Consider the following 21236-nt stretch of genomic DNA (forward strand, 5'->3'; position numbering starts at 1 on the left):
GCGATACCGCGAAGCCCCGGAAACGTAATTGGGTGGTCCTTACCCCGGCGTGGGGGTTGACGGGATGGACTGGGAGTTGCGGCGAGTGGAGTTTTTCCTCGCCCCGAAACCGAAAGCCGCCGATCCGGAAGTCGCGCATGAAACGCCTTTATTTCCGCGGGACCCCGTTTGTGTGGTGTAGGTCATACACATGCAGAGTAGTCCACCTTGAACAAGTGTTCAAGGTTAAAACTGAACCGATGTTCAAGATTTTTTGGGCGCGCTTTGCCGAAGGGCCGGGTTGTGCTTGTTTTGGCTGGGGCTTTTCTCAGCTATGCGGCGAAGGCGATCTGCTCCGTGCGGGCGATGCTCCTGCGGATGGATGCCTCATCTACGCCAAGGAGCGCCGTTAGCCACATCCCGTTTTGAACGACGACGATGTCAGCGGCCCGCTCCCTGCATTGATCGCCGGAAAGCTCGGGCCTGGCGTTGCCTATTAGCGCCGCGAGCCCGTCGAGATACCGCTCAAACGCAGCCGCATTTATCAGTGCAAAGTCCTCATGGGCTTGCGCGAGCGCCCAAAGGTGGAGGCGAAGGGACAGGTGTTGGGTGGTCAGCAATTCCGGGTCCGCAACGCGACGGAGGGCTTTCTGGAGCTGTTCGTCCGGCGCCGATGCCGGGTCGGGCGCCACGAGCTTAAGATCGCGTTCGTCAATCCGGTGCAAGGCCGCGCGGATCAGGCTCGACTTGTCTTCGTAGTAGTAATTGACGAGCCCCAGTGCGACCCCGGCCTCGCGGGCCACAGCACGCATGTTAACGCCTGAGATGCCGTGGCGTGACAGCAGGCCCAGCGCGGCTTCGAGAATGCGTTCCTGCCTGTCAACCTGTTCGCCGGAGTTCACGGTGCTTGTATCCACTTGGCCAGAATATGGCGAAACCCGTGATGGTGCATCTGCTGTCCGGGCGATGGCCGAAGTCCGGTCAGGGGCGCGGGGCGGCCCTGAATGTGACGCGGGCGTCCAGGCCCGGGGCGCCGGGCCTGGCTTCGAGGGACGCCAGCGCGCCGCTGGCCTCGGCGAGCTGCTGGACGATGGCCAGGCCCAGGCCGCTGCCGTCGGACGTCGACTGGCCGCGCCAAAAGCGGTTGAAGGCCCGGTGCCGGTCCTCCTCGGAAAGCCCGGGACCCTCATCGAGCACGTGAAGCTCGTAAGTGCCAGAGGCGCCGTCCGGGCGGACCACGAGGCAGATCTCTGAGTCCGGCGGCGCCACGGCCAGGGCGTTGTCGATGAGGTTGTCGATGATCTGTTCCGCCGCGCCGGGCATGGCCACTACCCTCGCCTCCGGAACCGCGTCCAGCACCGTCCGCACTCCGCTTTCCTCGGCCAGCGCCTCCCACTGCTCCACGCGGTTCCGGGCGATCTCGCTGAGGTCCACGTCCTCCCGGTCAACGTGGCGGCTGTCCGCCCGGCTCAGGAGGAGCAGGCCGTCAATGATGCGCTGCAGCCGGTACGTCTCCTCCAGCGAGTCGGCCACCATGACGCGCGCGCCGTCGGGATCGTTGCCGACGGCGTCCACCGCGTTCTCCAGCCGCAGCCGCAGTCCCGTCAGCGGGGTGCGCAGCTGGTGGGACGCGTCGCTGGCAAATCCGCGCTGCTGCTGCAGCAGGTGCTCCAGCCGGTCCGCCATCTGGTTGAAGGACCGGGCCAGGGTGCGCAGCTCCGGCGGGCCCTGCTCCTCCTCGGTGCGGGTGGCGAGGTTGCCTTCCGCGAGCAGTTCGGTGGCCTTCTGCAGCCGCTTAATCCGCCCGGTCACGGCGCCGGCCATCAGGTAGGCCAGCAGGCCGGCAAGCAGCACGGTGGTGCCCGCTACCGCCCACATCACCCTCAGCTGGCCGGACACGCGGTCGTCCACCACCGATGCCGGGTACGTCAGGCGCACGGCACCGGTGATGTTCTCGCCGCTGAGAACGGGAACCGTGACGTACACCAGGTCGAACCCCAGGGTGTCCGAGTGCCGCTGGCCGGAGGTGATCTGGCCGGCGAGCGCGGCGGAAATTTCGGGGCGCGAAAGGTAAGAGGCCCCGGTAGCCGACTGGTCGTCGTCGGACGTTGCCACCGCGGTCCCGGCGCGGTTCACCACCACCACTCGGGCCCCGCTGGCGCGGCCGTAATCGCGGACGGCCGTGGCCACCGTCCCCGGTGCGGGACCTCCCGTCTCAAGCAACTGCCGTGCCCGGCCGCTGAGCAGGAAGGCATCGCGTTCGAGCGAGGTGGCCAGGCGGTCCCGTTCCACCCGGACGAGGTAGCTGCCCAGCGGAATGTCCTGCACCAGCACCACCAGGAGCGTGATGGCCATGAACGCTCCAATCAGCCGCCACCTCACCCGGGCACGTCCAGCCTGAATCCGACGCCGCGCACCGCCTCGATCCAGCGGGGGTCGCCGAGCTTCTTCCGGATTGCGGCCACATGCGCATCCAGCGTCTTGGTGGTTCCGTACCAGGTGCCGTCCCATACTGCGCGCAGAATGTCGCTGCGCTGGCACACGGCGCCGGGGTCCTCGGCCAGGTAATAGAGGAGCTCGAACTCCTTGGCGGTGAGGTGGATTTCAGCGCCGCCTATCAGGACCCTGCGTGAGCGCTGGTCGATGCTCAGCGTACCGATCACCCGGGCGCCGTCGGCCGGCGGAGCGGTTCCGGACTGCGGGTCGGCTGTGCGGCGGGCCACGGCCCGGACCCGTGCGATGAGTTCCCGCATTCCGAACGGCTTCACCAGGTAGTCGTCTGCCCCCAGCTCCAGGGCCAGCACCCGGTCGATCTCCTCGTCGCGGGCACTGACAACGATGATCGGCGTCATGGTCAGGGACCGGATGGACCGGCAGACGTCCGTGCCGTCCATGTCCGGCAGCCCCAAATCAAGGAGCACGAAGTCAGGGCTGGAGGAGCGGACCGCGGCGAGCGCCCCTGCCCCGTCTGCGACGTGCCGGGCCTGGAAGCCGGCCCTGGTCAGACCCTCCAGCACGCCGGCGGCCACCGATTCGTCGTCTTCAACCACCAGGATCTGCATATCCGATTATCTTCCGGCCGGAACGGTGCCGCGGCGGATAGCCACGGCTTGCACAGCCTACTTCTCCGAGCTTTGACAATTCTTGGCCCAGCGAGGGCCCCAGCCACCCCTCCGTCCCAACCCTTCCTCAGGTCCTGCACCCCATACACTGACCCTTCCTCAGGTCCTGCAGGAAAAACTCAAACGCTTCCGCACCGATTGAGGAAGCGTCGGCCGGCACCCGACGAAAGCTGAGGAAGCGTCAGGCGGGACCCGACGAAAGCTGAGGAAGCGTCGGGCGGGACCCGACGAAAGTTGAGGAAGCGTCGGCCGGCACCCGACGAAAGCTGAGGAAGCGTCAGGCGGGACCCGACGGAAGCTGAGGAAGGATCGGTCAAACGGCGGCAAAAGCTGAGGGAGCGTTGACACCGGCCAAGCTCGATGCCTGCTGTAGTCTCTTGACACCGGCGGGCCTGCTCCGCTTAACTATTACGTATGCTGAAATAACAGTTCCATGATGCGGAACTTGATGCTCCCCAGCAGGGGATGTCGATAGCCGGGAAAAGTATCCGGCCCTCCGCATAGCCGTCACCATGGATGCCAGCAGACGCTTGAGGATCACAACGTGAAGCTTGCCGAATTCAATGCCGCGGACAGGGACGCTGCCAACGCAGTCCTGCGCCCCTGCATCGACGTCCCCCGCTGGGTGGACCAGATCGCCGCTGCGCGCCCGTTCGCATCCCGCCAAGAGCTCCTCGACGGAGCCCGGGCCGCCGCGGCGCCGTTCACCCCGGACGAGGTGGAAGGCGCCATGGCGCACCACCCGAGGATCGGCGAACGCCCCGCCGCGCAGACCGCCGAGGCTGCCATGTCCCGGTCCGAACAGGCAGGCGTGGACCCGGCGGACACGGAGGTGGCCGACGCCCTGGCGCGCGGCAACCGCGCGTACGAGGAAAAGTTCGGCCGGGTCTTCCTGATCCGCGCCGCCGGCCGCACCGCCGCCGAAATCCTGGCAGCGCTGAACGAGCGTCTGGCCAATACCCCGGCGCAGGAAGACGCCATTGTTGCGCAGCAGCTGCGGGAAATCGCCCTGCTGCGCCTGGAAGGAGTGATCAGCGAATGAGCGTTTCCCACGTGACAACCCACGTCCTGGACACCGGCGCCGGACGCCCGGCGGCGGGCATCGCCGTCGTGCTGTACGCGAACGACGGCGGCAGCTGGACAAAGCTGGGCGCCGGCACCACCGACGCGGACGGCCGCGCGAAGGACCTGGGACCGGAGGTCCTGGCCCCCGGGAACTACCGGCTCAACTTCGCCACCGGCGACTACTACGCCCAGCAGGGCGGCACCACGTTCTTCCCGGAGGTGGATCTGGTCTTCGAGGTCACCGGCACCGAGCACTACCATGTGCCGCTGCTGCTGAGCCCGTTCGCCTACTCCACCTACCGCGGCAGCTGAAAGGAGACAGCATGCGGCTGATGCGCATTGGCCCGGCGGGCCAGGAGATGCCGGTGGTCATCGACGACGACGGCCAGGCCTACGACCTGCAGCCGGTCACCCAGGACATTGACGGACACTTCCTGCAGAACTGGACCGGCCAGCTGCCGGACCTGGACCTGACCGGCCTCCCCCGGGTGACCCTCGACGGCAAACGGATCGGTGCGCCGATCGCCAGGCCCGGCGCCGTGATCGGCGTGGGACTGAACTACGCCGCCCACGCCGCAGAATCCGGCCTGCCCGTGCCGGAGCGTCCCATCATCTTCTTCAAGCACCCCAACACCGTGGTGGGCCCCGACGACGACGTCGTCATCCCGCCCGGAGCGCAGCGGGTGGACTGGGAGGTGGAACTGGGCGTGGTCATCGGCCGGCGTGCCAGCTACCTGGCATCCGACGCCGAGGCGGCGGACTGCATCGCGGGCTACGTCCTCTCCAACGACGTTTCCGAGCGCGAGTACCAGCTGGAACACTCCGGGCCGCAGTGGTCCCTGGGCAAGTCGTGCCCCACCTTCAACCCGGTGGGGCCATGGCTGGTGCCCGCCGCGGCAGTGCAGGCGGACGATATCCGTCTCGCATCCTGGGTCAATGACGAGGTCCGGCAGGACAGCTCGACGGCGGACATGGTCTTCGGCCCGGCAGAGCTGGTCCGCCGGCTCTCGCAGTACATGGTGCTGGAACCGGGTGACCTCATCACCACCGGCACCCCGGAGGGTGTGGCGCTGTCCGGCCGCTTCCCGTACCTGAAAGCCGGCGACGTCATGCGGATGTCCGGCGGGGACCTGCTGGGCGGGCAGCGGCAGCGGCTGGTGCAGGCCTGAGCTTGCTGAACCTGCCGGGGCAGGCTGGCGGCCGGGATGACAGTAGGCTAGATGGCATGTCTTCCGACCAGCCCACCCCTGAACGGCGCGAAATTCCTGCACGGCGCGAAATTCCGGAACGGCGCGAGATCACCGTCCGGCGCGCCCCCAAGTATGTTCCCTTCCTGATCTTGGGCGGGCTGGTGGGCTTCGCCGCGGCGGCGGTCATTGCGTATGCCCTGCCCGGCGATGCCAGCTACGACCGCGGCGCCGTGTACGGCTTCTTCATGGTGCCGTGCACCGCGGCCGGTGTGATTCTCGGCGCAATTGCCGCCCTGGTGCTGGACCGGGCCAGCGTGCGCCGCGCCCGCCGCGGCGTCGTCGAAGCCGCGCCGGAAGGGGAGCTTTCTGCCGAAGAACCGGGCACAGAACCCGGCGCCGCCCCGGAACGCACCACGGACGACGGCGAGCCCGGCCAGCGGTCATAATCCGGCGGCCGGAATTTCCTTACCCCATGACGTGAGATAATCGACCAGTGGCACGCGGCGATGGAAAACTTTCTCATGATCTTCTCCCTGGCGAAAAAGGCCCGATGGACGCTTGCGGCGTCTTCGGGGTCTGGGCACCAGGTGAAGAAGTAGCAAAACTTACCTACTACGGGCTGTACGCGCTGCAGCACCGCGGTCAGGAGTCGGCTGGTATAGCCACCAGCGACGGCAAGCGGATCAACGTCTACAAGGACATGGGCCTTGTGTCCCAGGTCTTCGACGAGACCACGCTGAACACCCTGACCGGGCACCTGGCCGTGGGCCACTGCCGCTACTCCACCACCGGAGCCAGCCACTGGGCCAACGCGCAGCCCACGCTGGGCGCTACCGCCACCGGCACGGTGGCCCTGGCGCACAACGGCAACCTCACCAACACGGCCGAACTCAACGCCATGATCCATGAGCGCAACGGCGGCCAGCTCAGCGGCGAAATGAAGCAGGGCAACACCTCCGACACCGCCCTGGTGACGGCGCTGCTGGAAGGCGAAGAGGGCAAGTCCCTCGAGGAGACCGCCCTCGAACTGCTTCCGAAGATCCGCGGCGGCTTCTGCTTCGTCTTCATGGACGAAGGCACGCTCTACGCAGCCCGCGACACCTTCGGCATCCGCCCGCTCTGCCTGGGCCGGCTGGAGCGCGGCTGGGTTGTCGCTTCCGAGCAGTCAGCCCTCGCCACCGTCGGCGCCAGCTTCATCCGGGAGATCGAGCCCGGCGAGTTCATCGCCATCGATGAGCAGGGCGTGCGGTCCCGCCGCTTCGCGGACCCGACGCCGGCCGGCTGCGTTTTCGAATACGTCTACCTCGCGCGTCCCGACGCCGCCATCGCCGGCCGGTCGGTCTACGAATCCCGCGTGGAGATGGGCCGCCAGCTGGCACGCGAGAATACTCAGACCGCTGACATCGTCATCCCGGTCCCCGAGTCCGGCACCCCCGCGGCCGTGGGCTACGCCGAGGAATCCGGCATCCCGTTCGCGCACGGCTTCGTCAAGAACTCCTACGTGGGCCGCACGTTCATCCAGCCGTCGCAGACGCTGCGCCAGCTGGGCATCCGGCTGAAGCTCAACGCCCTGGAGTCCGTGATCCGCGGCAAGCGCGTGGTGGTGGTGGATGACTCGATCGTCCGCGGGAACACCCAGCGCGCCATCGTCCGGATGCTCCGCGAGGCCGGCGCGGCCGCCGTCCACGTCAAGATTTCCTCCCCGCCCGTGCAGTGGCCCTGCTTCTACGGCATCGACTTCGCTTCCCGGGCAGAGCTCATCGCCAACGGCGCCACCATCGAGGAGATTTCCCAGGCCATCGGCGCCGATTCGCTGGCGTACATTTCCGAAGACGGCATGATCGGCGCCACCCAGCAGCCCCGCGAACGGCTCTGCACAGCATGCTTCACGGGCAAGTACCCCATCGAGCTTCCCGGCGCCGACAAGCTCGGCAAGAACCTGCTGGAGCGCACGGACCTTGGCGGCCTGCCTGCCCCGTCTGTTGCCGCTCCGGCCACCGGTCCGGCAACGAATGCAGTCGCTGACGCCGCCATCGAACCGGCCGCCGCCACCCCCGGCAACCCGGAGAGCATCCCGGTGACCGAGGACCCCGCGGAAAAGCCGGGCGCCACGGGCTGTGACCCGGGACCGGATTCCGAACTCGAGAACCTGCTGACCGACGCCGACCGCGTACCCGATCTCCACCACGACGCTGCGACCGTCGGCGCTGACAAGAAAGAGTCCCTATGACTTCCGCTTCCTCCACTGCTGACATGAATGCTGCCCAGAACAACACCGGCATCACCTACGCGGCCGCCGGTGTGGACGTCGAGGCCGGCGACCGCGCCGTCGAGCTTATGAAGGACGCCGTCAAGGCAACCCACAACGCATCGGTGATTGGCGGCGTCGGCGGTTTCGCAGGCCTGTACGACGTCTCCAGGCTCCTCACCTACAAGAGGCCCCTGCTCGCCACGTCCACGGACGGCGTGGGCACCAAGGTGGCCATCGCCCAGGCCATGGACATCCACGACACCATCGGCTACGACCTCGTGGGCATGGTGGTGGACGACATCGTGGTGGTGGGCGCCGAGCCGCTGTACATGACCGACTACATCGCCTGCGGCAAGGTGGTTCCGGAGCGCATCGCGGACATCGTCCGCGGCATCGCTGCCGCCTGCTCCGTGGCCGGCACCGCGCTGGTGGGCGGCGAAACCGCCGAGCACCCCGGTCTGCTGGGCGAACACGAGTACGACGTCGCCGGCGCCGCCACCGGCGTTGTGGAAGCTGACGCGCTGCTCGGACCGGACCGCGTCCGTGCCGGCGACGTGGTGATCGGCATGGCCTCCTCGGGCCTGCACTCCAACGGCTACTCGCTGGTCCGGCGCGTCATCAACCACGCCGGCTGGGCCCTGGACCGCCAGGTGTCCGAGCTCGGCCGCACGCTGGGCGAGGAACTGCTGGAACCCACCCGCGTCTACGCCGCCGACTGCCTGGACCTGGCCCGGGCCTTCCCGGTCACCGCGGACAAGGCTGTGCACGGCTTCAGCCACGTCACCGGCGGCGGCCTGGCAGCCAACCTGGCCCGCGTGCTGCCGCAGGGCCTCGTGGCCACCGTTGACCGCTCCACCTGGGAGCTGCCCGCCATCTTCAAGCTCGTCTCCGAGCTGGGCCGCGTGCCGCTGCCCGACCTGGAGCGCACGCTGAACCTTGGCGTCGGCATGGTTGCCGTGGTCTCCGCCGAGGCTGCAGACGCCGCCGTGGCCCGCCTGAACGAGCGCGGACTGCCGTCCTGGATCATGGGCGCCGTCAGCGCCGATTCGGACGCCGTGGTCAAGACCGGCCCGGACTACGTGCAGGGTGCCAAGGGCGTGGACGGCGGCGCAGTCCAGCTGGTCAACACCTACGCCTAAATACGTGATCGAGTGCTCCGTATCTGCCCTTTAGAACGTTCATAGGGGCAGCTACGGAGCACTCGATGCGTTTTTAAAGCTCCAGGACGCTGAACACACCGCCCTGCGGGTCCTTCAGGGTGGCGATGGTGCCGCCGTCGTCGTCGAACTCCGGCTCCACCAGCACCTCGGCTCCGGCGGAGACGGCCGACAGCACCGCTTCCTTGACGCTGGAGACGCCGAAGTAGACCTGCCAGCCGCGGCTGCCGGCGTCGCCGTCCCCGTCCTCCTCGTCCTCGTCCGGAGCGGGGGCAATGCCCGCCACCTCCGCGCCGTTCACCATCAGCGTGGTGTAGGTTCCGCCGTCGTCCTGGGGGTATTCGGTCACCTCGTGCCCGAACAGCTGCTGGAAGAATCCGACGGCGGCCTGCGGCTCGGGCGTGATCAGTTCGGCCCAGGCGAACGTGCCGGGCTCGTTGTGCCGCCCGCTGCCCGGGTGGGTACCGGCCTGCCAGATGCCGGTGGCGCCGCCGCCTGGCGGCTCCACGAACACCAAGGTTCCCGTGTCCCCGATGTCCTCCGGGCCGAACTGCACCGAGCCGCCGGCGTGATCGGCTTCCTCCGCGGCGGCCCGGGCATCCACAGCGGCGAAGTAGACGTTCCACTGCGCGGGCCGCGGTGCGCCGCCCTGCTGCGGCTGGGGCGCCACCGTCGCCACGAGATCGTCATCCAGGAAGGCCTTCGCATAGCTGCGGCCGTCCGGAGTCGGCAGGTCCTCGTAGCGCCACCCGAACACGGCGGCGTAGAAGGCTTTGGCCGCAGCCACGTCCGGCGTCTGGACGTCCGCCCAGCAGAGCTCACCGAGGCTGTACCCGCTGCGCTGAACCATGGGTCCGTACCTTTCGTTGGCGGAGTTCCTCCAGCCTAGACGTGCACGGCCCGTCCGGTGAAGGCAACGAGTCGCTGGGCCAGCACCTCCGGGGCTTCCCCTGCAACGGATCCGGAAAGGCAAAAGGCCCGCTGGGCACGCCAAGGACTGGCGTGCCCAACGGGCCTGATAACTGTGGCGACACCTGGACTCACCCTGCGGCCACGTCTCTGGCTATGACCAGATGTCCGGGTCAGGGAGGGAAACGGGCAACCCTAATGCGGGAAATGCCCAGGAGGTGTACGACGGCGGCGTTCAGCCAACTGCCTTACGGCAGTTCAGGGAAACGACTAACCGATACGACGGCTGTCTACCTCGTCGTCGTCTTCATCCAAATCGTCCGCGTACTTATCCACGTAGGCTGAATAGTCCGGCTCGACCGGTTCATTCGCGAAATGGCTCGTGGCACGACTTCCCGGACCCGTGAGCTCACGCTGTAGGGCCGAATAATCGGTGTTCGGGGAGTAGTACTTGATGTCCCGAGCCTGCTTGGTAGCTTTTGCCTTTTGACGGCCGCGCCCCATGGCGTGACCCCCTTTTGTACTTGGACCGGAGGTGGTCACCTTTGGCGATCGGTGAGGCCCCGGAATGTTTGGTCAATTTGTCGTACCCCTAGATTACATGCTTTCGGCGGCATCTGCTTGCCACGGGGGCCTCCGGAGGCCCCCGTGGCCCACTTCTCCTCGGCAATCCCGGGCTCGCAGGGATTTTTTGTTCGATAGAGTCTCCTGAACGACTGAAATAAGCGGGCAGGGGAATCCGGCAACCAGCCGCCAGGGCCACACCGCGGAAACGCATTGATACCGGATCCTCACCGCCGAGCGAACGCCAGGAAGGGGTGCCGCCCCCATATGAATGACAACGATCCCAGCCACGACGGGGAACGCGGGCCGGTCCGCTCCGTCACCGTGCAGCCCGAGCCGGCCGAGGCCCAATCAGCCGGCCGCGAACCGGCGGAGCCCCAACCGGAAAGGCCAGAATCAGCCGGGCCGGGCCGGGCCCAACCCAGTGCAGCTCAACCCGGCGCTGCCCCGCCCGGCGCTGCCCCGCCCGGTACTGCCCGGCCCGGTGTTGCCCAATCCAGCACAGCCCGGCTCGAAAGCCTCCTCGGCTCGGTCCGTTCCCGGCTCGCGCAGACCGAGGTCCGGCAAACCCTGCTCAAGGCCGGTTTTGTCGTTGCGCTGCTTGTGGTGGGCGGCCTGCTCGTGTGGCTCCTGACGTCACTCCTCGCCAGTGCCACCATGCAGGCCGCCAACCGGCCCGCGGCAACCGCGGCGCAGCCCTCCCCCGCCGCGCCGGCGGTATCGCCCCGGCCGAGCCTGCCCCTGGCCAACGTGGGCCCGCTGGACTTCCGGGTCGGGGACTGCTTCAAGGACTTCGACCCCGAGGCATCCAAGTCCACCGTGGTTGCGTGCACCTCCGGCCATTCCGCCCAGCTGGTGGCGGTCACCCATTACGCCGACGGTGACGCGTACCCGGGACGGGAGGGCCTGAAGACAAGGGCCAGGGAGACGTGCCAGACGGCGGCGCTGACGGAGAAGTCCAATGCCTATAACCTGAACTACCGCCTCGCCTATCCGAGCACGGCAAGCTGGGCCAAGGGTGACCGCCGCGTGGACTGCTACGTCGCCGCGTCGGGCAACGTCATCAAGGCAAGCCTGCTCCCGTAGTTCCCTGCCCCCTTCCCGTCAGTCCCGTCCCGTTAGTCCCGGCGGCGGACCGTGAGCCCGCTGCCCAGCGGCGCGCCGCCGTCGGGCCCGGAGAGTGCTTCCAGGCCCTTGACGGTGAGTTCCCCAAGGTCCGCGGCGGTATCCACCAGGACCGTGTCGCCGTCGGAGATTTCACCGGCGAGGATGGCTTTGGCCAGCCGGTCGCCGATTTCGCGCTGCACGAGGCGGCGCAGCGGCCGGGCGCCGTATGCCGAGTCGAAGCCGGACATCGCCAGCCAGGAGCGGGCACCTTCGGTGACCTCGAGCGAGAGCCGCCGCTCGTGCAGGCGCTTGGTCAGCTCCGCCACCTGCAGCTCGACGATGCGGGCGAGCTCCTCGACGGACAGCGGATCGAACAGCACCACCTCGTCCAGCCGGTTCAGGAACTCCGGCTTGAAGGAGGCGTTCACCGTGGCCATCACGGCATTGCGCTTGGCGTTCGCATCCAGCGTCGGGTCAACAAGGAACTGGCTGCCCAGGTTGGAGGTGAGCACCAGGATCACGTTGCGGAAGTCCACGGTGCGGCCCTGGCCGTCGGTGAGGCGGCCGTCGTCGAGCACCTGCAGCAGGATGTCGAACACCTCGGGGTGGGCCTTCTCCACCTCGTCCAGCAGCACCACGGAGTACGGGCGGCGGCGGACGGCCTCGGTGAGCTGGCCGCCCTCCTCGTAGCCGACGTAGCCGGGAGGCGCGCCGACGAGGCGCGCCACGGAGTGCTTCTCGCTGTACTCGGACATGTCGATCCGCACCATGGCGCGTTCGTCGTCGAACAGGAAGTCCGCGAGCGCCTTGGCGAGTTCGGTTTTGCCGACGCCGGTGGGGCCGAGGAACAGGAAGGAGCCGGTGGGCCGGTTGGGGTCGCTGATGCCGGCCCGGGCGCGGCGCACGGCGTCGGAGACGGCGGTGACGGCCTTGGACTGGCCGATCAGCCGCTTGCCGAGTTCCTCCTCCATGTGCAGCAGCTTCTGGCTCTCGCCCTGGAGCATCCGGCCGGCCGGGATGCCTGTCCAGGCCGAGATGACCTCGGCGATGTCGTTGGCGGTGACGTCCTCCGCCACCATCAGCGCGGACTTGTCGGCGACGGCGGCCTCGGCCTCGGCGGCGGCGTTCAGTTCGCGTTCCAGTGCCGGAATTTCGCCGTAGAGGATCCGGGACGCTGTCTCCAGGTCACCTTCGCGCTGCGCCTTGTCCGCCGTGGACCGCAGCTCATCCAGTTTCGCTTTCAGGTCTCCCACGCGGTTCAGGCCGGCCTTCTCGGCCTCCCAGCGGGCGTTCAGGCTAGCCAGCTGCTCCTTCTTGTCCGCCATGTCGGCCCGCAGGGCGGCGAGGCGCTCCACCGACGCGGCGTCCGTCTCGCCCTGCAGGGCGAGCTCCTCCATGGTGAGCCGGTCGACGGCGCGCCGCAGCTGGTCGATCTCCTCCGGGGCGGAGTCAATCTCCATGCGCAGCCGGGAGGCGGCCTCGTCCACGAGGTCGATCGCCTTGTCCGGCAGTTGCCGGCCGGAAATGTAGCGGTTGGAGAGCGTCGCGGCAGCCACCAGCGCGGAGTCGGCGATGGCAACCTTGTGGTGGGCCTCGTACCGCTCCTTCAGGCCGCGGAGGATGCCGATGGTGTCGTCCACGCTGGGCTCCCCGACGTACACCTGCTGGAAGCGGCGCTCCAGGGCGGGGTCCTTCTCGATGTTCTCGCGGTACTCGTCGAGGGTGGTGGCGCCGATCAGCCGCAGCTCACCCCGGGCCAGCATGGGCTTGAGCATGTTGCCGGCGTCCATGGCGCTCTCGCCGCTGGCCCCGGCTCCCACCACGGTGTGCAGCTCATCGATGAACGTGACAATCCGGCCTTCGGAGTTCTTGATCTCCTCAAGGACGGCCTTGAGGCGCTCCTCAAATTCGCCGCGGTACTTGGCGCCGGCCACCATGGAGGCCAGGTCAAGGGCGATCAGGGTCTTGCCGCGAAGGCTCTCCGGCACGTCGCCGGCCACCATCCGCTGCGCCAGGCCCTCGACGACGGCGGTCTTGCCGACGCCCGGCTCGCCGATCAGCACGGGGTTGTTCTTGGTCCGGCGGCTGAGCACCTGCACGACGCGCCGGATTTCACTGTCACGGCCAATGACCGGATCCAGCTTCCCCGAACGCGCCACCGCGGTGAGGTCGGTGCCGAACTTCTCCAGGGCCTGGAAGGTGTTTTCGGGATCGGGCGAGTTGACCTTGCGGTCGCCGCGGACACCCGGAAGGGCCGCCGCCAGCGCCTCGTGGGACGCGCCGGCGTCGCGCAGCAGCCTGCCCACGCCGTCGCTTCCGGCCGAGAGCCCCAGCAGCAGGTGCTCGGTGGAGACAAAAGAATCGCCCAGCTTGTCGGCCTCGTTCTGGGCATTCTGGATGGCCTGCAGGGACGGCCGGGACAGCTGGGCCTGCTGGACCGAGCTTCCGGACGTGGCGGGCAGTGCCTTGATGGCGGTACTGGCCTGGACGCTGACAGCGTCCGGGTCCGCTCCGGTGGCACGGAGGAGTACGACGGCGACACCCTCCCGCTGATCCATCAGCGCCTTGAGCAGGTGGGCGGGTTCCACCTGCGGGTTCCCGGCCGTGGAGGCGTTCATGGCGGCAGCCGAAAGAGCCTCCTGGCTCTTGGTGGTGAATTTGACGTCCAAAGAGAGCTCCTTTCGAAGACGGTTTAGCTAAGTTGAGTCTACTACGCTCAACTTTGCTTTTCAGGTCTTCACGGCCAAGTTTTCCCACAGCGAAATGCCCACTCGGTGGTAGGGCGAATTTTCCGTAAACGGTGGCCCTTGAACTGTATCCCCGCAGGCCGAATCCCCCTAGGATCGGACCTGTGGCTGCGATGGTCACGCCCCCACTTCTCCAGAGACAGGACCGGCAATGAAGAAGTTTGTAGTTCTTTACAACGCACCGCAGTCGGCACAATCCCAGATGGCGGAGAGTTCCCCCGAGGCCGCGCAGGAGGGCATGAAGGCCTGGATGGAGTGGGCGTCCCGGGCGGGCAGCGGCATCGTGGACATGGGTCAGCCCCTGGGTGCCGGCAAGGAGGTCAGCCAGTCGGGCACCTCGGACACGAACACCAGCGTGGGTGGATACGGCATCCTGCAGGCCGAGGACATGGGCGGCGCGTTGGCCCTGCTTGAGGGGCACCCGCACCTCATGATGCCCGGCGCCAGCATCCAGGTGTACGAGACCCTGGACCTGCCCGGGATGTAACTCCTACGAGCCCTGGACTCCCGAGACGCTGGCGATCCAGGCGAGGTTGCGGACCACGGAGGCGTGGTCGTTGTAGTAGCCGGTGTAACTCGCAGGGTTCCGGGCCGGCAGGATGTCCGACGTGGACAGTACCCCTGCAAGTTTGCCGTTCACGATCAGCGGCCCGCCCGAGTCGCCACTGAGCGGGTGGCCGCTCTCCGACCGCGTCCGGACGGACGGGCCGCCATAGTTGTCCACGCCCTGCCAGACCACCGAGACGCCCGCCGCCTTGAGGTAGTAGGACATGGCGCCGGACCCCTCGGACTGGTCGCCCCAGCCGTAGACCGTCGCGGGCGTTCCGGTGGCAGGAAAGGAACTGGACAGGCCCACATAGGAGCCGTAGTAGGGCGTGGACAGCTTCAGCAGCAGGACATCCCCGGCCGGTGCCGCGTAGCGCGCGGCAACCGAACGGACCACGCCGCCGGTTCCGAGGTAGCTGGTGCCCAGCCGGACCGACCTCAGGCTCGTGGAGTTGCAGTGCTTGGCCGTGATGACCCAGCCCGCGGCGATCTGGCTGCCGGTGCACCCCACGTTGGCACCTGCGGAGTCGAAGGAAACTTGCGCCACAAAGGGGGCGGCTGAAACTGTGGTGGTACTGCCGCCGGCGATGTCCCTGCTGAACGTGCCGTCACCGGAGGGGGTCGGCACCTCCTTGGCGGGCACTTCCTTGGCCAGCGCTACTTCTTGTGCCGGGGCTGCTTCCTTGGCAGGGGCGGCCTGGGCCGGCGGGCCGCAAAGAACGGGAGCCAGCAACGCCGCGCTGGCCGCGGCCGTGGCCAGGATTTTCGCGATCTTCAACGTGAGGCTCCTTAGTGTCGGGCGGGAGAGGGTGCGTTGGGTGCGAGAGGTCCGGCTGCGAGCCTACGTTCAATGACAAGATTTGTCATATTCATGACATGAAATGTCATTATTCATCCCACACCGGGGTTGGTGTAGGGATGCCGGGTCCGGTGTATGGTCTGGCGGCGCTGCGGGCATTACCCTGAGGGCCTAGCAGTAGATACTGTTCCCCAGCCTGCAGCGGCATCAGGCTCGGTTCCGTGAGGTGAGGGATCATGCCTGGACAGTCGAAACAGCGGAGATGGTCCGGCGTGGCTCCGGCCGTGCTCTCACTGGCGCTGCTGCTAACTGCCTGCCAACAGGGTCCGCCCCCGCCGCCGTCGTCGGAAACGCCGGTTTCGCCCGGCTCGTCCGGACCGCAGGCAACCGCGCCGCCCGGCCCGGCAGGGTCATCTTCCCCCACTGGACCCTCCTCGCCGACAAAGTCCGACCCCGCCGCTGTCCATTTCACGGCCCAGGGCGACATCGGGCTGAGCACGGGGGCACGCGAGGTGCTTGACGCCATCAACGGCCTCGGTCCCGAGCTGAATCTGGCTCTCGGGGATTTCTCCTACGAGGCGGGGCGTGAGCAGGAATTCTGCGACATGGTCACAGGCAAGCTGGGCGGGGACTTTCCCTACCAGGTGGTCACGGGAAACCATGAGAGCGACGGCCACGACGGCGACATCGCCAACATCGTCAACTGCCTGCCCAACAAACTGCCGGGACTTATAGGCGAGTACGGAATCCAGTGGTACGCCGACTACCCGGAACGGGACCCGCTGGTGCGCTTCATCATGGTGTCCCCCGGCATCAAGTTCCACGACGGAAACACCCTTGACTACTCCAGGGGCAGCGAGCGCTGGCTGTGGACAGCGGCCGCCCTTGACGGCGCGAGGTCCAAGAAGATCCCGTGGACCGTCGTCGGCATGCACACCCCCTGCTTCAGCGTGGGCAAGTATGACTGCCAGGCCGGGCGCGATTTCACCAACCTGCTCATCGACAAGAAGGCGGACCTGGTGGTGACCGGCCACGACCACAACTACCAGCGGAGCCATCAGCTGGGCCGCGGCCAAGATTGCCCGGCGCTGGTGCCGGACACTTTCTCCGGAGGCTGCCTCGCCGACCCGGACAACGCCATGGTCCAGGGCGCCGGAACCGTGTTCGCCACCGTGGGAACCGGCGGAGTGGGACTCTATGAGGTCAACGACCAGGATCCCGAATCCCCCTACTTTGCTGCCCGGTCCGGAAAGAACCACGACGCGGCCCTCGGCACCCTGGACGTAACGGCCACCGCGGACCGGCTCTCAGCGCGGTTCGTTCCGGCGGCCGGCTACACGTTCACGGACAGCTTCGAGATCAAACGGAAGTAGCTCGCCGTCGAACCGGCATCCCTAACCCCGCTTCCAGATGGCAATCCAGTCCAGGTAGACGTGCCCCGCTGTGTCCGGTTTGGGGCAGCCGAACAGGCAGGCTTCGGTCTGGAGAATGTAGTGCATCGGGATATTCGGCGTCCGCGAAGTTCCCGCCCCAAGCGAGCGGCCGTCGAGGAAAAACTCGACTTTGCCCGGGCTCCACTCCATCGTGGCCACGTGCCACTGGGTGAAGGTGGTGTCGGAGTAGAAGATATCGGTGGCGTAGGGGTCGTTACCCATCTTGTGAACGGCACCGTAGAACTTCGTGGAGAGGTCCCCCTCGGGGAAGTCGAGTTCGCCGTCGCGGGGCCAGATCCCGCTGTCCGGCCACAGCAGCCAGGCAGTCTTGAAGCCGCGCAACGGATCGGCCTTGAACCGTACCGAGAACCTCCCGTAGAGGAGACTGTTGGCCCGGTGCGGGTTGGTGCTGCTGTTCGGGATTTTGGGGGTGGGCGCGGCCCCCATCGATACGCCGTTCTCCGTGTGCAGATACCAGTCCAGCATGCCGTTCTTCACGCTGAGCACCTTGGAGGGGTAATAGCCCGACTTCGCGCCCCGCTGCCCGGCCGTGTCCGGGGTGCCGTCCACGTACCCGGCGCTCCACTTTGCAGCGTAGGCAGGGCCCGGAAATCCGCCAACGGGCACGTTTCCCTGGTTGAAGTCCTCCCGGAACACCTGTTTCCACCCGGGAAGGTCACCAGTGGGCAGCTGGTGCAGCCTAGGGTCGGCTGCCGGCACCTTCTGGGTCAGGGGTCTTGGCGGGGGCGGCGCCACCGGGGCCGCCGTTGAGGGCGGCGCGGCTGCGGATGGCCCCGTTGCCGGGGCCGCGGCCCGGGTTGGCTCCGGACGGGATGACGACGGCGGGGCGGGCTTGGCAGCCTTCGCAGCCGGGGATGAAGATGCCGGGGACGACGATGCAGGGGAGGAAGACGCTGGGGGTCCGGCCGCTGACGCAGCGCCCGTTTCGGTCGCCGATGGTTCGGCGGCGGGCAGCCGGTCCGGCGGAAGCCGCTGCGCTTCCGTAGCCACCGTTCCGTACACCGTCAGCGCCGCCACCGCCGCGAGCACAGCCAGCCGCCCTGGGAACCGGGGCAAAGTGCGGCGCCCACGGTGTCTGCCGTGAGCTGAGTTAACCATGGGGCAAGTGTGGCACCGGAGACTAACCGCATCCAAGGATTCTTCGACCCCCAAAACTGGGGTCGGTTCAAGGCATCCCAAGCTTTTTACAAGTTGCCCGGCCGAACATGATCCGAGGGGGAGTGCAAGCAAGTTGCCAGTACCGCAGCAGCAGGCGCTTCGATTTTCCCGTATCCATTCGGGGAGGCTGCTCGGCCGGGCATAGGCATACGACTCCGATGAGTGGTGAGGCTAGTGACCATCCCCATACAAGTTTCAACTGTTCGTGCACCACATGCGGTGCCGGTACCCCTGGCCTCCATCAGCGTGGTGATTCCCACCCTGAATGAAGCCATGAACCTCCCGTGGGTCCTTCGCCGCATGCCCTCGTATGTGGACGAGGTGGTGATCGTCGACGGCCGTTCCCTGGACAGCACTGTCGACGTGGCCCGCGCCCTGCGCCTGGACGTCGTGGTGGTCTCGGAACCCCAGGCGGGCAAGGGATTCGCCGTCCGGGCCGGGCTGGCCGCGGCATCCGGGGACATCATCGTCATGCTTGATGCCGACGGGAGCATGGATCCGCAGGAAATCGGCTGGTTCATCTCGCCGCTCCAGCATGAATTCGACTTCGTCAAGGGCTCCCGGTACGTCACGGGCGGGGGCTCCGAGGACATCACCCTGCTCCGCAGCGCCGGTAACCGCACCCTGACCCGCCTGGCCAACCTTGTCCTGCACAGCAACTATTCGGATCTTTGCTACGGCTACATCGCCATGCGGCGGGAGTGCCTCCAGATCCTCGAGCTGGAGTCTGAAGGGTTCGAGATTGAAACCGAGCTGATCGTCCGTGCCTCCAGGGCGGGCCTGCGGATCGCCGAGGTGCCCAGCAACGAACTGACCCGGATCTCCGGCAACTCCAACCTTCATACCTTCCGCGACGGGTGGCGGGTACTGCGGACCCTGGCCCGTGAATGCGTGGGCTGGGAAGCACCCACGGCCGGCGCCCGGCCAGAGTCGCTTAGGCGCGTGAAATACAGGTACCCCAGCATGACCCTCCCCCACATTCCGACGGATCCGGCCACCGTCCTTGGCCTGATAGCGGGTGAATAACGTGAACCACACTGAAGGGCTCCCTACTGCTTCGGTGGTGATCTGCTCCTACACGGAAGACCGGTGGGACAGGCTGATGGCCGCCGTCGAATCCGTCCGCGCCCAAACCGTGCGGCCGCAGCAGACGATCGTGGTGGTCGACTACAACGTGGATCTCTACAAAAGGCTCATCTTTACGGTGGACGATGTCGTGCTCCTGGAGAACACCGGTCCCAAAGGCCTCTCGGGAGCCCGGAACACGGGGGCCGCGGCGGCGACTGCCGGCGTCGTTGCCTTCCTCGATGACGACGCAGTGGCGGCCCCGGACTGGCTGGAGCGGCTGACGGCCCTCTACGACGACCCCGACGTACTGGCCGTGGGCGGACGCGTCGTGCCGGAATGGGAAACAAGCCGGCCAGCCTATTTCGGCGAGGAGCTCGACTGGATCATCGGCTGCACGCACCGCGGCATGCCCAAGGTGGCGGCCGAGGTGCGCAACGTCATCGGCGCCAACATGTCCTTCCGCTCCCAGGTCCTCCAGGTGGTGGGAGGTTTCAACACTTCCCTAGGCCGCCAGAACTCGCTGCCACTGGGCTGCGAGGAGACGGAAATCTGCATCAGGGCGGCCATCGGTTCGCCCGGTGGCCGGGTGGTGTACGAACCGGCGGCACTGGTGAACCATTTCGTTCCCGCCGAGCGGGGCACGCTGAGCTACATGCTGCGGCGCGCCTGGTCTGAGGGGATATCCAAAGCCCTGGTCAGCAAGATCGTCGGCCACAAGCGCGCCCTGGGGCCCGAGCGCCGGTACGTCCGCAGCGTGCTGCCGCGCGCCGTGGCGGCGGGGATAGCGGGCAGGATCCGGGGAACGGACCCTGCCGGCCTGCGACGCGCAATGGCCACGGTCGCCGTGCTTGCCGTAACTACCTGCGGGTACATCCGGGGACGCCGCCTCCCCCTTGATCCGGCGGACGCGGGTCTCGCGCCGCACGAGCCACACGCCAGCTGGAGGGAAGTCAAATGATCCGGATGCATCCGCAGTACACCCCTGTCCGTAACGCCGATACCGCTGGAGGGTACGGGGCATGAGCCAGTCCGAAAAAGACGTTCTGCGGGATTCGCTCCCGTCCACCGGCACCAGCTTCGATATCCACGGCCTCGTGGGCATCGATGTTGCCCCCGATACCCCCGGCGAAGCGCAGCTGCGGGACATGCTCGCTCCGTTCCTGGGACCGTCGCGGGCACCGCTCCGGCTGAACGTCAGCGCGGAAACAGAGGAGGTGGCGGAACAGTCGCACGCCGAGGACGCCTACCGGTTCACGCCGGACTCGCTCTACATCCCCGCGGACCGCGTCCAGGTCCAGGAAACACGCGACGGGTACTCGGTCCAGGGCCGTGGCGAGCTGCTGACCGCCGTCATCCCCCTGCTGGACTGGCTCTGCATCAGGCAGAACGCCGCCATGATCCACGCGGCGGTGGTCGACTTCCGCGGCTCGGGAGTCCTCCTTCCCGCCTGGGGCGGCGTGGGCAAAACCAGCACCGTCGCGAAGCTCGTAGCCATGCCCGGCGTGCGGTTCATGGCCGATGACTGGGCCTTCCTGGATGCCGGCGGCATGCTCATGGGCTACGCGAAGCCGATGTTCCTCAAGCCGCACCACCGCAGGATCTACCCCGAGGTGTTCAGCGGTGCCCGCAAGCCCCTCGCCCCGGGCTGGCTTACGAACACGGTGGCCCACCTCGCCACCGCCGTCCATCCGGTGATCGTCCGCTACCCGAAGACCGCCGCCTTCACGCGCCGCTGGTCCCCCGAGCACCGGATGGTTCATCCGGAGCTGGTCTTCGGGCAGGAGGGCATCTCGTCGGCGGCGCTCACCCGGCTGGCCATCTTCCTCGAACGCTATGACGGGTCCGAAGCCCGGCTGGAGACGCGAACCCGCGAATGGATGACTTCCCGCATCGTCGGGAACTTCCATTCGGAGCTACCGGTGGTGTCACGGCGGCTGATCGAGGCGCTGGGTGCGACCGGCCTCGTTCCGCTGGAGGAGTTCTTCAGCCAGAAGGCGGCAGTGGTGCGCCGGGCCTTGGACGACGTGCCCTGCTCCCTGCTCCGGATTCCCGCCTCGTGGTCCGCAGACCGGACGTCCGACTACGTTGCCGGCCTGATCAGCTCCAAGCTGGAGGAGTGA

At 67.3% G+C, this 21236-nt stretch carries 20 protein-coding genes; 12 read left to right on the forward strand and 8 right to left on the reverse strand.

What is annotated here, in order from left to right; all coding sequences use genetic code 11:
- Nucleotides 1-311: 311 nt before the first annotated feature.
- From QF036_RS23030 to QF036_RS23040, 3 genes are all read right to left on the reverse strand, one after another.
- The gene (locus QF036_RS23030; protein WP_307105479.1) at nt 312-896 is read right to left on the reverse strand and encodes a TetR/AcrR family transcriptional regulator; all 585 of its coding nucleotides are present in this window, start codon (nt 894-896) and stop codon (nt 312-314) included.
- A 64-nt stretch (nt 897-960) separates the two neighbouring features.
- Nucleotides 961-2334: a HAMP domain-containing sensor histidine kinase gene (locus QF036_RS23035; RefSeq protein ID WP_307105480.1), complete on the reverse strand. Its 1374-nt coding sequence runs from the start codon at nt 2332-2334 to the stop codon at nt 961-963.
- 23 nt (nt 2335-2357) lie between these two features.
- Nucleotides 2358-3041: a response regulator transcription factor gene (locus QF036_RS23040; RefSeq protein ID WP_307105481.1), complete on the reverse strand. Its 684-nt coding sequence runs from the start codon at nt 3039-3041 to the stop codon at nt 2358-2360.
- A 604-nt stretch (nt 3042-3645) separates the two neighbouring features.
- Between QF036_RS23040 and uraD the strand changes: the two genes are divergently transcribed.
- The 6 genes from uraD to purM are packed head-to-tail and all read left to right on the forward strand — an operon-like array spanning nt 3646 to nt 8746.
- The gene (gene uraD / locus QF036_RS23045; RefSeq protein WP_307105482.1) at nt 3646-4143 is read left to right on the forward strand and encodes a 2-oxo-4-hydroxy-4-carboxy-5-ureidoimidazoline decarboxylase; all 498 of its coding nucleotides are present in this window, start codon (nt 3646-3648) and stop codon (nt 4141-4143) included.
- A complete protein-coding gene (gene uraH / locus QF036_RS23050; protein WP_307105483.1) occupies nt 4140-4478 on the forward strand; it encodes a hydroxyisourate hydrolase in 339 nt (112 codons plus the stop codon). The genes uraD and uraH overlap by 4 nt, the downstream gene beginning before the upstream one ends.
- 11 nt (nt 4479-4489) lie before the next feature.
- Entirely contained in the window at nt 4490-5335 is an 846-nt protein-coding gene (locus QF036_RS23055; protein WP_307105484.1) for a fumarylacetoacetate hydrolase family protein, read from the forward strand.
- A 56-nt stretch (nt 5336-5391) separates the two neighbouring features.
- A complete protein-coding gene (locus tag QF036_RS23060) occupies nt 5392-5802 on the forward strand; it encodes a hypothetical protein (RefSeq protein ID WP_307105485.1) in 411 nt (136 codons plus the stop codon).
- Between the two features lie 47 nt (nt 5803-5849).
- A complete protein-coding gene (gene purF, locus QF036_RS23065; RefSeq protein ID WP_307105486.1) occupies nt 5850-7586 on the forward strand; it encodes an amidophosphoribosyltransferase in 1737 nt (578 codons plus the stop codon).
- Nucleotides 7583-8746 (forward strand): phosphoribosylformylglycinamidine cyclo-ligase, encoded by a 1164-nt coding sequence (gene purM, locus QF036_RS23070; protein ID WP_307105487.1) that lies wholly within the window; start codon nt 7583-7585, stop codon nt 8744-8746. Before purF ends, purM begins: the two co-directional genes overlap by 4 nt.
- Nucleotides 8747-8819: 73 nt before the next feature.
- Here the strand turns inward: purM and QF036_RS23075 are convergent, their stop codons facing one another.
- Both QF036_RS23075 and QF036_RS23080 read right to left on the reverse strand, forming a co-directional pair.
- Nucleotides 8820-9614: a VOC family protein gene (locus QF036_RS23075; RefSeq protein WP_307105488.1), complete on the reverse strand. Its 795-nt coding sequence runs from the start codon at nt 9612-9614 to the stop codon at nt 8820-8822.
- Nucleotides 9615-9943: 329 nt separating this feature from the next.
- Nucleotides 9944-10177, reverse strand: coding sequence for a DUF3073 domain-containing protein (locus QF036_RS23080; protein ID WP_003803040.1), 234 nt, complete (start codon nt 10175-10177; stop codon nt 9944-9946).
- A 327-nt stretch (nt 10178-10504) separates the two neighbouring features.
- On the opposite strand from QF036_RS23080, the gene QF036_RS23085 reads away from it, so the two are divergent.
- Entirely contained in the window at nt 10505-11323 is an 819-nt protein-coding gene (locus QF036_RS23085) for a septum formation family protein (RefSeq protein WP_307105489.1), read from the forward strand.
- Between the two features lie 32 nt (nt 11324-11355).
- Here the strand turns inward: QF036_RS23085 and clpB are convergent, their stop codons facing one another.
- Nucleotides 11356-14013: an ATP-dependent chaperone ClpB gene (clpB, locus tag QF036_RS23090; protein ID WP_307105490.1), complete on the reverse strand. Its 2658-nt coding sequence runs from the start codon at nt 14011-14013 to the stop codon at nt 11356-11358.
- Nucleotides 14014-14242: 229 nt separating this feature from the next.
- On the opposite strand from clpB, the gene QF036_RS23095 reads away from it, so the two are divergent.
- The gene (locus tag QF036_RS23095; RefSeq protein WP_307105491.1) at nt 14243-14578 is read left to right on the forward strand and encodes a hypothetical protein; all 336 of its coding nucleotides are present in this window, start codon (nt 14243-14245) and stop codon (nt 14576-14578) included.
- Nucleotides 14579-14581: 3 nt separating this feature from the next.
- Here the strand turns inward: QF036_RS23095 and QF036_RS23100 are convergent, their stop codons facing one another.
- Nucleotides 14582-15415, reverse strand: a complete 834-nt coding sequence (locus tag QF036_RS23100; RefSeq protein ID WP_307105492.1) for a S1 family peptidase — start codon at nt 15413-15415, stop codon at nt 14582-14584.
- 257 nt (nt 15416-15672) lie between these two features.
- On the opposite strand from QF036_RS23100, the gene QF036_RS23105 reads away from it, so the two are divergent.
- The gene (locus QF036_RS23105; RefSeq protein ID WP_307105493.1) at nt 15673-16809 is read left to right on the forward strand and encodes a metallophosphoesterase; all 1137 of its coding nucleotides are present in this window, start codon (nt 15673-15675) and stop codon (nt 16807-16809) included.
- A 21-nt stretch (nt 16810-16830) separates the two neighbouring features.
- On the opposite strand, the gene QF036_RS23110 is transcribed toward QF036_RS23105, so the two are convergent.
- Entirely contained in the window at nt 16831-17988 is a 1158-nt protein-coding gene (locus QF036_RS23110; RefSeq protein ID WP_307105494.1) for a glycoside hydrolase family 16 protein, read from the reverse strand.
- A 279-nt stretch (nt 17989-18267) separates the two neighbouring features.
- On the opposite strand from QF036_RS23110, the gene QF036_RS23115 reads away from it, so the two are divergent.
- The 3 genes from QF036_RS23115 to QF036_RS23125 all read left to right on the forward strand — a co-directional run bounded on the left by QF036_RS23115 (nt 18268) and on the right by QF036_RS23125 (nt 21236).
- Nucleotides 18268-19074, forward strand: a complete 807-nt coding sequence (locus QF036_RS23115; protein WP_307105495.1) for a glycosyltransferase family 2 protein — start codon at nt 18268-18270, stop codon at nt 19072-19074.
- Nucleotide 19075: 1 nt separating this feature from the next.
- Nucleotides 19076-20074, forward strand: a complete 999-nt coding sequence (locus tag QF036_RS23120) for a glycosyltransferase (protein WP_307105496.1) — start codon at nt 19076-19078, stop codon at nt 20072-20074.
- Nucleotides 20075-20135: 61 nt separating this feature from the next.
- A complete protein-coding gene (locus tag QF036_RS23125; protein ID WP_307105497.1) occupies nt 20136-21236 on the forward strand; it encodes a hypothetical protein in 1101 nt (366 codons plus the stop codon).

The sequence above is a fragment of the Arthrobacter globiformis genome, from assembly GCF_030817195.1.
Classification (GTDB): Bacteria; Actinomycetota; Actinomycetes; order Actinomycetales; family Micrococcaceae; genus Arthrobacter; species Arthrobacter globiformis_D.

Excerpts from the sequence above, each read along its gene's own strand:
- purM (WP_307105487.1), top strand. The coding sequence starts at position 7,583 with ATGACTTCCGCTTCCTCCACTGCTGACATGAATGCTGCCCAGAACAAC.
- QF036_RS23125 (WP_307105497.1), top strand. The coding sequence starts at position 20,136 with ATGAGCCAGTCCGAAAAAGACGTTCTGCGGGATTCGCTCCCGTCCACC.
- QF036_RS23075 (WP_307105488.1), bottom strand. The coding sequence starts at position 9,614 with ATGGTTCAGCGCAGCGGGTACAGCCTCGGTGAGCTCTGCTGGGCGGAC.
- QF036_RS23110 (WP_307105494.1), bottom strand. The coding sequence starts at position 17,988 with ATGGTTAACTCAGCTCACGGCAGACACCGTGGGCGCCGCACTTTGCCC.
- QF036_RS23095 (WP_307105491.1), top strand. The coding sequence starts at position 14,243 with ATGAAGAAGTTTGTAGTTCTTTACAACGCACCGCAGTCGGCACAATCC.
- QF036_RS23055 (WP_307105484.1), top strand. The coding sequence starts at position 4,490 with ATGCGGCTGATGCGCATTGGCCCGGCGGGCCAGGAGATGCCGGTGGTC.
- uraH (WP_307105483.1), top strand. The coding sequence starts at position 4,140 with ATGAGCGTTTCCCACGTGACAACCCACGTCCTGGACACCGGCGCCGGA.
- QF036_RS23085 (WP_307105489.1), top strand. The coding sequence starts at position 10,505 with ATGAATGACAACGATCCCAGCCACGACGGGGAACGCGGGCCGGTCCGC.
- QF036_RS23035 (WP_307105480.1), bottom strand. The coding sequence starts at position 2,334 with ATGGCCATCACGCTCCTGGTGGTGCTGGTGCAGGACATTCCGCTGGGC.
- QF036_RS23060 (WP_307105485.1), top strand. The coding sequence starts at position 5,392 with ATGTCTTCCGACCAGCCCACCCCTGAACGGCGCGAAATTCCTGCACGG.
- QF036_RS23040 (WP_307105481.1), bottom strand. The coding sequence starts at position 3,041 with ATGCAGATCCTGGTGGTTGAAGACGACGAATCGGTGGCCGCCGGCGTG.
- QF036_RS23105 (WP_307105493.1), top strand. The coding sequence starts at position 15,673 with ATGCCTGGACAGTCGAAACAGCGGAGATGGTCCGGCGTGGCTCCGGCC.
- QF036_RS23080 (WP_003803040.1), bottom strand. The coding sequence starts at position 10,177 with ATGGGGCGCGGCCGTCAAAAGGCAAAAGCTACCAAGCAGGCTCGGGAC.